11 protein-coding genes are annotated in these 11,285 nt (G+C 58.8%); 7 read left to right on the top strand and 4 right to left on the bottom strand.

All coding sequences use genetic code 11. From position 1 onward, the window contains the following. The first annotated feature begins 52 nt into the window (after positions 1-52). From argJ to ABH912_RS13915, 3 genes are all read left to right on the top strand, one after another. Positions 53-1,270: a bifunctional glutamate N-acetyltransferase/amino-acid acetyltransferase ArgJ gene (argJ, locus tag ABH912_RS13925; protein ID WP_008147411.1), complete on the top strand. Its 1,218-nt coding sequence runs from the start codon at positions 53-55 to the stop codon at positions 1,268-1,270. A 92-nt stretch (positions 1,271-1,362) separates the two neighbouring features. Next, positions 1,363-1,995 carry a glutathione S-transferase family protein gene (locus ABH912_RS13920; protein WP_033057582.1) on the top strand — a complete coding sequence of 211 codons (633 nt, stop codon included), beginning with the start codon at positions 1,363-1,365 and terminating at the stop codon, positions 1,993-1,995. Next, a complete protein-coding gene (locus ABH912_RS13915) occupies positions 1,992-2,936 on the top strand; it encodes a Nudix family hydrolase (protein ID WP_429510916.1) in 945 nt (314 codons plus the stop codon). The genes ABH912_RS13920 and ABH912_RS13915 overlap by 4 nt, the downstream gene beginning before the upstream one ends. A 112-nt stretch (positions 2,937-3,048) precedes the next feature. On the opposite strand, the gene ABH912_RS13910 is transcribed toward ABH912_RS13915, so the two are convergent. From ABH912_RS13910 to ABH912_RS13900, 3 genes are read right to left on the bottom strand one after another with little or no spacing between them, the layout of a single operon-like run. Beyond that, complete coding sequence (locus ABH912_RS13910) at positions 3,049-3,630, bottom strand: cob(I)yrinic acid a,c-diamide adenosyltransferase (protein ID WP_429510915.1); 582 nt, start codon at positions 3,628-3,630, stop codon at positions 3,049-3,051. Positions 3,631-3,632: 2 nt separating this feature from the next. Further along, positions 3,633-5,669, bottom strand: a complete 2,037-nt coding sequence (locus tag ABH912_RS13905) for a sensor histidine kinase (protein WP_033057617.1) — start codon at positions 5,667-5,669, stop codon at positions 3,633-3,635. Between the two features lie 45 nt (positions 5,670-5,714). Continuing rightward, on the bottom strand, positions 5,715-6,632 hold the full coding sequence (locus tag ABH912_RS13900; RefSeq protein WP_046054748.1) for a putative 2-dehydropantoate 2-reductase: 918 nt from the start codon (positions 6,630-6,632) through the stop codon (positions 5,715-5,717). A 141-nt stretch (positions 6,633-6,773) separates the two neighbouring features. Here ABH912_RS13900 and ABH912_RS13895 point away from each other — a divergent pair, with 141 nt between their 5' ends. Both ABH912_RS13895 and ABH912_RS13890 read left to right on the top strand, forming a co-directional pair. Further along, complete coding sequence (locus ABH912_RS13895) at positions 6,774-7,259, top strand: YajQ family cyclic di-GMP-binding protein (RefSeq protein ID WP_007906601.1); 486 nt, start codon at positions 6,774-6,776, stop codon at positions 7,257-7,259. Between the two features lie 187 nt (positions 7,260-7,446). Beyond that, positions 7,447-8,289 (top strand): mechanosensitive ion channel family protein, encoded by an 843-nt coding sequence (locus ABH912_RS13890; RefSeq protein ID WP_033057589.1) that lies wholly within the window; start codon positions 7,447-7,449, stop codon positions 8,287-8,289. A 74-nt stretch (positions 8,290-8,363) separates the two neighbouring features. On the opposite strand, the gene ABH912_RS13885 is transcribed toward ABH912_RS13890, so the two are convergent. Beyond that, complete coding sequence (locus ABH912_RS13885; RefSeq protein ID WP_033057590.1) at positions 8,364-9,704, bottom strand: OprD family porin; 1,341 nt, start codon at positions 9,702-9,704, stop codon at positions 8,364-8,366. A gap of 913 nt (positions 9,705-10,617) precedes the next feature. Here ABH912_RS13885 and ABH912_RS13880 point away from each other — a divergent pair. After that, a complete protein-coding gene (locus ABH912_RS13880) occupies positions 10,618-11,043 on the top strand; it encodes an HIT family protein (protein ID WP_033057591.1) in 426 nt (141 codons plus the stop codon). 3 nt (positions 11,044-11,046) lie between these two features. Next, on the top strand, positions 11,047-11,253 hold the full coding sequence (locus tag ABH912_RS13875) for a SlyX family protein (protein WP_033057593.1): 207 nt from the start codon (positions 11,047-11,049) through the stop codon (positions 11,251-11,253). Positions 11,254-11,285 lie beyond the last annotated feature (32 nt).

Here is an 11,285-nt window from a genome sequence, read left to right as displayed (position 1 = left end):
CCACCGTTCTTCCTGAAAGCGGTGCTGACATCATTTATTAAGGAGCGCATTCATGGCTGTTGGTCTTGGTCCTTTGCCAACGTTGCACCCGGTTGCCGGTTTTGAACTCGGTATTGCCTCGGCTGGCATCAAGCGCCCGGGGCGCAAGGATGTTGTGGTCATGCGCTGTGCCGAAGGTTCCACGGTCGCGGGCGTGTTCACCCTGAACGCTTTTTGCGCGGCTCCCGTGATCCTGGCCAAGCAGCGCGTGCAAGGTCCGGTGCGTTACCTGTTGACCAATACCGGCAATGCCAACGCTGGCACTGGCGAACCTGGCCTTGCCGCCGCCGAGCGCACGTGCGCCAAGCTGGCTGAGCTGACCGGCGTCGACGCCAGCCTGGTGCTGCCGTACTCCACCGGTGTCATCGGCGAGCCGCTGCCGGTCGAGAAAATTGAAGGGGCTCTGCAAGCCGCCCTCGACGACCTGTCGGTCAACAACTGGGAAGCTGCCGCCACCGGCATCATGACCACCGACACCCTGCCCAAAGGTGCCAGCCGCCAGTTCCAGCATGACGGCGTGACCATCACCGTCACCGGTATCAGCAAAGGCGCGGGCATGATCCGCCCGAACATGGCGACCATGCTCGGCTACATCGCCACCGACGCCAAAGTCTCCCGCGACGTGCTGCAAAACCTGCTGCTGGACGGTGCCAACAAGTCGTTCAACCGCATCACCATCGACGGCGACACCTCGACCAACGACTGCTGCATGCTGATCGCCACCGGTCAGGCTGCACTGCCGGAAATCACTGAAGCCAGCGGTGATTTGTTCGCCAAGCTGAAACAGGCCGTGTTCGAAGTGTGCATGGACGTGGCCCAGGCCATCGTTCGCGACGGCGAAGGCGCGACAAAGTTTGTGACCGTTGAAGTCAACGGCGGCGGCAATCACCAGGAATGCCTGGACGTCGGTTACACCGTGGCTCACTCGCCGCTGATCAAGACCGCACTGTTCGCCTCCGACCCGAACTGGGGCCGCATTCTGGCCGCCGTGGGCCGTGCTGGCGTACCGAACCTGGACGTGAGCAAGATCGACGTGTTCCTCGGTGAAGTGTGTATCGCCAGCCGTGGCGCGCGCGCATCGACCTACACCGAGGCTCAGGGCGCGGCCGTGATGCAGCAGGAAGAAATCACGATCCGTATCGAGCTGGGTCGCGGTGATTGCAGCGAAACCATCTGGACCACCGACCTGTCCCACGAATACGTGAAAATCAACGCCGAATACCGTACTTAAGACCGAGTCGCGGCCTTCGCGAGCCTGCTCGCGAAGGCGGTTTGTCAGTCACCACAAGACTGGCCTGCTTCCCTCATCAAAAGGTCCCGAACATGAGCCTTCACCTGATCATCGGCGACAAACTGCATTCCTCCTGGTCCCTTCGCGGCGCGTTGGCCCTCGACCTGGCCGGCGTTCCTTACACAGAAGAACTGATCAAGCTGAACCAGCCGGATACGCGTGAACGTCTGCTCAAGCACTCGCCGACCGGCAAAGTCCCGCTGTTGAAAACCGAACACGGCACCATCGCCGACTCCCTGGCGATTGCCGAGTATCTGGCAGAGCAGTTCCCCGACGCCGGCCTCTGGCCCAAAGACACCGCCGCCCGCGCCCAGGCCCGTTCGGCCTGTGCGCAGATGCACAGCGGTTTCTTCGCCATGCGCGGCAACATGCCATTCGACCTGAGCCACGACGCTGCGCTGTCGCCGACCCCGGCTGACGTCCAGGCCGACATTGAGCGGATGTTGGCGTTGTGGGCCGAGTGCCGCGCCGCCGCCACCGAAACCGGTCCGTACCTGTTTGGCGGCGCGACCCTGGCCGATGCCTTCTTCGCACCGATCGCCGTGCGCCTGCGCACCTATCAGGTAAGGCTGCCCGCAGCGGACTCGGCCTACGTCGAAACCATCTACCAATGGCCAGCCTTCAAGGCGTGGCAGAAGGCGGGTCTGGAGGAGGTCGGGCAGTGAAGCGAGTACACGTAGCCGCCGCCGTCATCCGCGATGGCAGTGGCAAGATCCTCATTGCCCGCCGTGCCGACACCCAACATCAGGGTGGCCTGTGGGAATTCCCCGGTGGCAAGGTCGAGGCCGACGAGTCCGTCGAAACCGCCCTGGCTCGCGAGCTCCATGAAGAGTTGGGCATCGTGGTCAACGCGGCTCGCCCGCTGATCAAGGTCCGGCACGACTACCCGGACAAGCAAGTGTTGCTGGACGTTTGGGAAGTGTCGGCCTTTACCGGCGAACCGCACGGCGCCGAAGGCCAGCCGTTGGAATGGGTCGCGCCCCGCGATCTGCTGAACTACGAGTTCCCGGCGGCCAACCAGCCGATTGTCGCGGCTGCACGGTTACCGGCGCAGTACCTGATTACCCCGGAAGATCTGGAAACCCCGGCCTTGCTGCGTGGTATTCAGAAAGCCATTGCCGGCGGCATCAAGCTGATCCAGTTGCGGGCACCCAACGGCTACGATCCGAAGTACCGCGATCTGGCGGTGGACGCGGCGGGGCTGTGTGCCGGCAAGGCGCAGTTGATGATCAAGGGGCCGTTCGAGTGGCTGGGAGATTTCCCGTCCGCCGGTTGGCACATCACCTCCGCGCAACTGCGCAAATACGCGGCGGCTGGCCGCCCGTTACCGGCGTCACGCTGGCTGGCGGCGTCCTGCCATAACGCTGAAGAGCTGGCGTTGGCCGAACAGATGGGGGTGGATTTTGTGACCCTGTCACCCGTGAAGCCTACCCTGACGCATCCGGGGGCTCAGCCGCTGGGTTGGGAGCAGGCTAGCGCGTTGATCGAAGGTTTCAGCAAGCCGGTGTTTTTGCTGGGTGGCGTTGGCCCGGCGGATCTTCAGAAAGCCTGGGAAACGGGCGCACAGGGTGTGGCGGGTATTCGCGCATTTTGGCCCCAAGCCTGAGATTCTGCAGTGAAGCCGCTGACCCCTTTCGCGGGCAAGCCTCGCTCCTACAGAATCACATGAGACCTGTAGGAGCGAGGCTTGCCCGCGAAGGCGTCTTTGGATACGCCGATCAAGCCTCTGGTTTGGCAGCCGACTGCCAAAGAATCTCGGCAATCCCTTGTCGCTTGGCAATCAACCGCGCCACCACAAACAACAAGTCCGACAACCGATTGATGTACGCCAACCCAACCCCGGCCAACGGTTCGACAGCGTTCAAATGCTGACACCGCCGCTCGGCACTGCGCGCCAGGCTTCTGCACACATGGGCCTGGGCAATCAACGCCGAACCACCCGGCAGAATGAAATTCTCCAGCGGTCCCAGTTCTTCATTCCACACATCAATCGCGGCTTCCAGACGTTCGACTTCTGCCGTGTTCAGTGCCTGATACACCGGCATCGCCAGTTCACCACCCAAGTCGAACAACCGATGCTGGCAAGGCGCCAAAACCTCGATCACCTCGTTTAATCCCGGATAGGTGCCACTTTCCGCCGCCAACCCGGCCAATAGCACACCCACCTGGCTGTTCAGCGTATCGACTTCGCCAATGGCTTCGATCCGCGGATGATCCTTGGGCACGCGGCGGCCGTCGCCCAGCCCGGTTTCGCCTTTGTCGCCGGTGCGGGTGTAAATCTTCGACAAGCGAAAGCCCATGGTTACCTCGATAGCTGATTGAGTTCTTGAGAGACGAGCGGGGTGCCCGCCAAGGGCAGGCGCAAGGTGAAACACGTGCCTTGGCCCAGGGTCGATTGCACTTCCATCTGTCCCTTGTGGTTATTGGTAATGATGAAATACGAGACCGACAGGCCAAGGCCGGTGCCCTGACCGATTTCCTTGGTGGTGAAAAACGGCTCGAAGGTGCGTTTGCGCACGCTCTCGCTCATGCCGATGCCGTTGTCCTCCACCTGGATTTCCGCCCACGGCGGATTCAGTTTGGTGCGCAGAATGATCCGTCCCGGCTCGCGGTCGTCTTCACGTTGGTGAATCGCCTGCGCGGCGTTTTTCAGCAGATTGAGCAGCACTTGCTCCAGTTCGTTCGCGGTGCCGGGCACCGGGCCCAACGCTGGATCGAACTGGCGAATGATCGCCTGGCCCTTGAAGTCGAAACCGATCGCCAGGTCGAAGTCGTTGCTGGCGATTTCCACCGCCTGATCGATCAGCGCCGGCAGGTCGCACGGGGCCATTTGCCGGGTACTGCGGCGGCTGAAACTGAGCATGTGCGTGACAATCTTTGCCGCCCGGGCGCCAGCTTGTTGAATGCCGTCGAGCAACTGTGGGACTTCGCGCGCTTGCAGGTATTTGTTGACCGTTTCCAGCGAGATTCCGGTTTGCTCGGCTTGTTCGAGGTTCTTTGGCAGATCAGGCGAAAGGCGTCGGCGAATGTTCTGCACGTTGTGCAGGATCGCGCCTAACGGGTTGTTGATCTCGTGGGCCATACCCGCAGCGAGGCCACCGACCGAGAGCATTTTTTCCGACTGCACCATCATTTCTTCCAGCGACAGGCGCTGAGTGATGTCGTCGATCCGGATCACCACACCACGCCCGGCACCGCCCATCAGCGGGTAGAACGTCAGCGCGTAGTGCTTGGGTTCTTCGTCCTTGAGCCACGTCACCCGTTCAATCTTGGCCACTGTGTGCTGCTCGACGGTTTGCTTGAGCTGTGGCAGAAACGGCTTGAGCGGTTCGAAGGCAAGGAAGATCGGCTGGTTCAAGGCTTCGTCGAGGCGCGTGCCGGAGAGGGCGCTGGCCTCCTGATTCCATTGGGTCACGTAGAGCTGTTCATCGAGGGCGATCAGCGCCGAGGGCATGGAATCGATGATGCTGTTGAGGTAGTTCTGGAAACCGGTGAGCTTCTTCTCGATCTTGCTGCGCACCTGGACTTCGAGTTCCAGCTTGCGATTGGTATGCCGGGTTTCTTCGGCCAGCCCCTGAGCCTGGTCATACGCAGCCTGGGAGTCATCCCGGGCCCGCTTGAGTTGCTGCTCGCGGGCCTCGATCCGCGAGAGCATGGTGTTGAACGCCTCGGCGAGGCTGCCGATTTCGTCATGGTTGCCGCGGGAGGCGCGCAGGGCGTAGTTCTCTTCCCGGGTCACTTGCCGGGACAGCTCTTCCAGTTGATGAATTGGGCGGGTGATCAGGCGTTTGATCTGCCGGGCGATCACCAGCCACAACAGCACACTGAAGATCAGAATCCCGAGGCTCGCGGTCAGGGTCCCGGTGTAGAACGCCATCGGCAGTTCGCTGCTGGCGACCAGTAACAGGTGGCCGGGCGCGGTGCCGGGGCGGGGCAGGGTGATGATTTGATTGCTGCGAAACTCGGTGGCTTGCCAGGATTCAATGTGCCGGTAACGCGTTGGCAGGCTCAGATTGTCGCCATGCTGCAACTGCGCCAGACGCTCGCCCTTGCCGTCATAAAGGGCCGCCGCGCGCAACGGTGAATAGCTGTTGAGCTCATTAAGCAGGCGTTCGGCGCTTTGCGGTGACTGCAAGGCTTCGGACACCAGGCTGGGGTTGGACACCAGGCGGCCGATGGTCTGCAAGGCCTGAGGGGCCATGCTTTCCTGGGAGATGTAGTACGCGGCGCTGATAAAGGTCAGGTTGGCGACCAGCAGGACGGTGGTTAACAGCACCAGCAGGGCGGCCAGCAATTTCTGGCCGACCGGAAGGTTTTCAAGGCGCTGGCGCAATGGCATCAGGTTCATCGCTGAATAGGAACAAGTGGCCAGCGTAGCCGCTGCTCAGTCGCTGGGCAATCCAAGGCTGTGCAGATGGGTGATCAACCTTTGCTCAAGCTGATTGAGGTGTGGCAGGTTGAGTTGATGCCTCGCGGCGACTTTGCAGGCATGACCCAATAGATAGCTGATCTCGGTCCGGCGCTGGTTCGCGACGTCCTGGTACATCGAAGAGTAGTTGGCGGCGGTCGCGTGAATCACCCGTTCGACTTCCTGTTGAAGGTCTTCGGCCGCTGCCGGTTGACCGCAGCGCTCAAGCAACTCGGTCAATTCGCCGCAAAGGGTGGCGACTTCGCAGTGGTGTTCCTGTAAACCGCCATTACGGCAATCGTGCAGCACGGTCAGCGGATTGATCGCACAGTTGAGCGCCAGTTTTCGCCACAACCGGGTCAGAATGTCGGTGCTCCACTCGTGGGGAATACCGGCGGCGCTCACGTCATCCAGCCAGATCGGCGCCACGGGATGCCCGGCATCCCCCAGCCAGGTGTAACCGTGGCCGGCGAATACCACGCGCCAGTCGCCATCGCGAAAGGCACCTTCGGTACTCGACGCATAAATGCAGCGCGCTTGCGGGACCTGTGTGGCGACGGCGTCCTGGCTGCCAAGACCGTTCTGCAACAGGATCAGCTCGGCGTCTGGGGCCAGGCGCGGTGCCAGTTGGGCCACGGCTTTCTCGGCATCGTAGGCTTTGCAGGCCACCAGCAGGCGGTTGATCGGTTCATTGTTGTCGGGTGTCTCGGCGGGCACTGGATAGCACTGCGCTTTACCGTGTTCGACCAGCGTCAACCCGCCCGCCGCCTCATACGCCTGCAAGCGCGCAGCGTCCCGCACGATCAGCTTGACCGGCACACCGGCCCGCGCCAGTCGAGTGGCCCATAAGGTGCCAAGGCTGCCGGCGCCCAGAACATGCCAGGTGGTGGACATCAGCTTTTTGCTCTGTTTATCGCGCGCATGGGAGGCTCGCAGTGAATGATGGGAAAGACCCGTTATAATCAGCGCGGATTTTAACCGCAAGCCAGGCGTGCTCCATCGTGATCGAGCATGCCCTTTTATTGGAGAGATTACATGCCGTCGTTCGACGTGGTATCCGAACTGGACAAACACGAAGTCACCAACGCGGTCGAAAACGCCGTCAAGGAACTCGATCGTCGTTATGACCTGAAAGGCAAAGGCACCTTCGAGTTCAAGGAAAAGGACCTGACCGTCAACCTGACTGCTGAAGCCGATTTCCAGCTCGAAGCGATGATTGAGATCCTCAAGCTGGCCCTGGTCAAGCGCAAAATCGACGTGCAGTGCCTTGAAGTCAAGGATGCCTATGCGTCGGGCAAACTGATGAAGCAGGAAGCGGTCCTCAAGGAAGGCATCGACAAAGAGCTGGCGAAGAAAATCGTCGCTCATGTCAAAGACGCCAAGCTCAAGGTTCAGGCTGCCATTCAGGGTGAGCAGGTGCGCATTACCGGCAAGAAGCGTGACGACTTGCAGGAAGCCATCGCGGCCCTGCGCGCCAAGACTTTCGATATGCCGCTGCAGTTCAATAACTTCCGCGACTGACTTTTCAGGCGGGAACCTTGTGGGAGCGAGCCTGCTCGCGAAGCGGTGTGTCATTCAACATTAACGGTGACTGACACGCAGCTTTCGCGAGCAGGCTCACTCCTACCCGGATTGTGTTTAACCTGGTGGCAATTTCCTGCCGCTCATTTTTTCGCGTGCCGGGTAGCCGGAAATCAGGAGAATGTAGATGGATTTGAATACTGAAGTGGACAACCTGGTCAAGGCGTCTCAAGCCTGGATTCCGATGATCATGGAATACGGCAGCCGCGTGCTGCTGGCGGTGATCACCCTGGCCATCGGCTGGTGGCTGATCAACAAGGTCACGCAAAAGCTCGGTGGCCTGCTGGCGCTGCGTAACGCCGACCTCGCGCTGCAAGGCTTCATCAGCAGCCTGGCAAACATCATTCTCAAGGTTCTGCTGATCGTCAGCGTGGCATCGATGATCGGGGTGGAAACCACTTCATTCGTCGCAGCTATCGGTGCGGCAGGTCTGGCCATCGGCCTGGCCTTGCAGGGCAGCCTGGCGAACTTCGCCGGTGGTGTGCTGATTCTGTTGTTCCGCCCGTTCCGCATTGGTGACTGGATCGAAGCCCAAGGTGTTGCCGGTACGGTCGACAGCATTCAGATCTTCCACACCGTCCTGCGCACCGGCGATAACAAAACCATCATCGTGCCGAACGGCAACCTGTCGAACGGCATCATCACCAACACTAACCGTCAGCCGACGCGCAAAGTTGTGTTTGATGTAGGTGTTGATTATGAAGCGGACCTGCAGAAGGCCCGTCATGTTTTGCTGGACCTGGCCAAAGATGAGCGTGTTTTGGCTGATCCGGCACCTCAGGCAGTGATTTCTACCCTGGGTGACAGTTCGATTACTGTTTCCCTGCGAGTGTGGGTAAAGACGGCGGATTACTGGGACGTGATGTTCATGTTCAACGAACAGTCCCGTGATCGATTGAAAACGGCCGGTATCGATATTCCGTTTCCACAGCGGGTGATTCGAGTGGTTCAGGAATCGGCGGTGCAATAAGTAACAAGCAAGCAACAAAAAAGGCCCATCCGAAGATGGGCCTTTTTTTATTACCGCGAACTAGCTTTCGGCAATTACAGAACCGAAATCGGGTAGTCGACGATCAGGCGGAACTCTTTGATATCGCCTTCACCTTCCTCGGCGTTAGCAGTGTGCCATGCTTGACGAATACGGAAGGACAGATCTTTTGCCGGGCCAGTTTGTACGACGTACTTGGCTTCCAGGTTGGTTTCGTGGTGACGGCCATCTTCGCCATACAGACCAGTGTACGGGCTGCCTGCTGGAGTGTTGGTACCGTCGATGTTCCAGCCTTTCACGTAACGGGTCATGAAGCTCAGACCTGGAACGCCATACTCAGCCATTTTCAGGTCGTAACGGATCTGGGCAGACTTCTCGCCTGGGGCGTTGAAGTCAGAGTACTGGATGGAGTTGGCGAGGAAGATCGAGTCGCCGCCGCGGTTAGTGGCGCCACTGTGACCACCTACACCGATGTAGTCGAACGGCGTGTCGCCGTTAACTTTCTGGAACGCCAATGTAATGGTGTGTGCTTTCAGGAACGAGAAAGCGGCTGCCAGGGAGTAGGCGGTGTTGCTGATTTCGCCTGCTTTAGCGTCACCGGTGTCGGTGGTGCGGTAGATGTTACCGTCCAGGTTAACCGACTCATCGCCACCCATTGGGATGGTGTAGTTCAGGTTGGCGTAGTACTGGTTCCAGATGTCTTCCAGCTTGGCGCCGTACAGCGATGCGCTCAGGTTGTCGGTGATGCCGTACTTGCCACCGAAGTAGTCGATGGAGTTGGCTTCCACGCCAGCGTAGGTTGCCCACAGGCCGCCGTCGCGAGCGTTTTTGTCCTGGCTGGTCGACGAGTAGAAATGACCGGCTTCGAGGTCAAGGTCTTTGACTTCGCTGCTCTGCAGTTGGAAACCGCTGGCAGTTTGCGGAAGGACGCGGGAGCCACCAACAGCGAACACTGGAGCAGTGCTTGGCTGCATGTCGCCGACTTTCAGCTCGGTTTTGGAGATGCGGAATTTAGCGGCCGCACCGGATTTGCCTTGGCTGTCGTTGACATGGCCATCGGAGTCGCGGCTCATGTTGCCCGTGCCGCCAGTACCGTCGCCACCGTCCAGTTTGATCGCCAGGTAACCGAACGCATCAACGCCGACGCCTACGAGACCTTGGGTGTAACCGGAGCTGTAGTTAGCCCAGAAACCCTGGGTCCAGTCTTTCTGATCGTTTGAGCCATTTTTGCGGTCACGGTTGAAGTAGTAGTTGCGAAGATTCAAGTTCAACTTGGAGTCTTCAACAAAACCCTTGGCTTCAGCCTGGTCACTTACAAAAGGTGCGGCCGTAGCCAATTGAGTACTGGCTGCTGCTGCAACTGCCAGTGCGATCATGCTCCACTTCATCACGCGCATCGTGATTTGCTCCTTTGGTTTTAGAAGAGTACTGCCGTCCCACCTGATTTATTATCTGGGCGGCTCTTTCTTTTTGTGTCGGCGCAAACTTATATCACGCCGACCATGTTGGCGATACTTGCGTATCTAACCTTTCAGCTTCTTTACGACCCTGTCGCAAACAGCTTGGTAGATGTCGCAAATTTACAGCCTCAATGCAAGCGGGCTGGCAACTTTAGCGTTGTTTTCCAGGGCCTGAGCATTGGTAAAAAGAGTCCCTGGTGAAACGCTTGAATCTCCATCGGGCAACCCTGCCACTGTTTTTATTTGCCTTAAGGCTTCCACTTCCAGCGGACGCTTTAGAGGCGATGTAGGTGTAATGCAACAAGCGTGCACAAATCAGAATCCTGCTGGTTTTTTTTCTGAAAGCCTGCGTGTCGCTGTAAAAACCTCATAAAACCGGGGTGTTCAAGCACGTTTTGTTTGGGCTTGACGCCATGGTTTGCATCGTGTTGTACCCTCATGGTCGACTGCGTGACAACCAAAAATGTTACCGGTTCACCCCACCAGTGAGTAAATGGGGGATGCCTGACCGACTCAGCGTAGACGCACTGTGCGGTTTTGGTGCAAAAAATTTTAATCGCTGTACTGAATTCATACAGTGCGGCTGTTTGCCAAGCGCGAACGCGTCGTTATTTTTCAGTCAGTTCGGCGTTTTTTGCATGGAGGTTGGTTCTGTAATGGTGCGCCCTGATCGAAAATGACTCATGTCGGGGCGCGCGACCAGTCGTTCGTATTTTCTCGGGGAAGCTTCGACAATGGTTCGTCGTGAAGCCAGCGACGTTCGCAGGTATGCTGCCGTCCTGTCGCTTGGTGCGCCGTCTCTCGGGATGGACGCTAAGCTGAAATTGATGACCAGGCGGGAGTGCGCGCAGTGTTCGCTTTAGATCCACGGCTTCAACAAGACACGTTACCGATCGGTGATTTCCCACTGTGCCGGTTGCTGCTGTCCAATGATTCGAACTACCCCTGGTTCATTCTGGTGCCACGTCGCGACGATATCAGTGAGATATTTCAGTTGGATGTCGCCGATCAACAGCAGTTGTGGCAGGAAACGACCGCACTGGCGGAAACGCTCAAGGACTCGTTCGACGCGGACAAGTTGAATGTCGCGGCCCTGGGTAACGTCGTCAGTCAGTTGCACATGCATGTGATTGTGCGCAAGCGTGAGGATGCCGCCTGGCCAGCGCCGGTCTGGGGTAAACACCCGGCCAAGCCTTATAACCCGGAGCAGATCGCGTTGATTCGCGAGCGGTTGCGCCTGGTATTGACCGATGATTTTACGTTTCTGGAGGGTTGAATCATGAGCCTGGAAGAACGCGTTACCGATCTGGAGAGCCAGCTGGCGTTTCAGGATGACACCATCCAGGCATTGAGTGATGTGCTGGCGACGCAGCAGCGTGCGGTTGAGCGCCTGCAACTGCAAATGACCGCCTTGCTCAAACGGCAAGAGGAAATGGCCGGTCAATTCGAGACGTTTGAAGAAGAAGCGCCACCGCCGCATTACTGAGTGTGACCAACAGGCAGGCAATAAAAAACCGC

It is taken from the genome of Pseudomonas sp. BT76 TE3572 (assembly GCF_050435365.1).
GTDB lineage: Bacteria > Pseudomonadota > Gammaproteobacteria > Pseudomonadales > Pseudomonadaceae > Aquipseudomonas > Aquipseudomonas fluorescens_W.
Note: the sequence above shows the minus strand (reverse complement) of the source record. Positions and strands in the feature narration are given on the sequence as shown.

Bases quoted from the DNA above. Each gene is read 5' to 3' on its own strand.
- argJ (WP_008147411.1), top strand. From the start codon at position 53: ATGGCTGTTGGTCTTGGTCCTTTGCCAACGTTGCACCCGGTTGCCGGT.
- ABH912_RS13920 (WP_033057582.1), top strand. From the start codon at position 1,363: ATGAGCCTTCACCTGATCATCGGCGACAAACTGCATTCCTCCTGGTCC.
- ABH912_RS13910 (WP_429510915.1), bottom strand. From the start codon at position 3,630: ATGGGCTTTCGCTTGTCGAAGATTTACACCCGCACCGGCGACAAAGGC.
- ABH912_RS13905 (WP_033057617.1), bottom strand. From the start codon at position 5,669: ATGCCATTGCGCCAGCGCCTTGAAAACCTTCCGGTCGGCCAGAAATTG.
- ABH912_RS13900 (WP_046054748.1), bottom strand. From the start codon at position 6,632: ATGTCCACCACCTGGCATGTTCTGGGCGCCGGCAGCCTTGGCACCTTA.
- ABH912_RS13895 (WP_007906601.1), top strand. From the start codon at position 6,774: ATGCCGTCGTTCGACGTGGTATCCGAACTGGACAAACACGAAGTCACC.
- ABH912_RS13890 (WP_033057589.1), top strand. From the start codon at position 7,447: ATGGATTTGAATACTGAAGTGGACAACCTGGTCAAGGCGTCTCAAGCC.
- ABH912_RS13885 (WP_033057590.1), bottom strand. From the start codon at position 9,704: ATGCGCGTGATGAAGTGGAGCATGATCGCACTGGCAGTTGCAGCAGCA.
- ABH912_RS13875 (WP_033057593.1), top strand. From the start codon at position 11,047: ATGAGCCTGGAAGAACGCGTTACCGATCTGGAGAGCCAGCTGGCGTTT.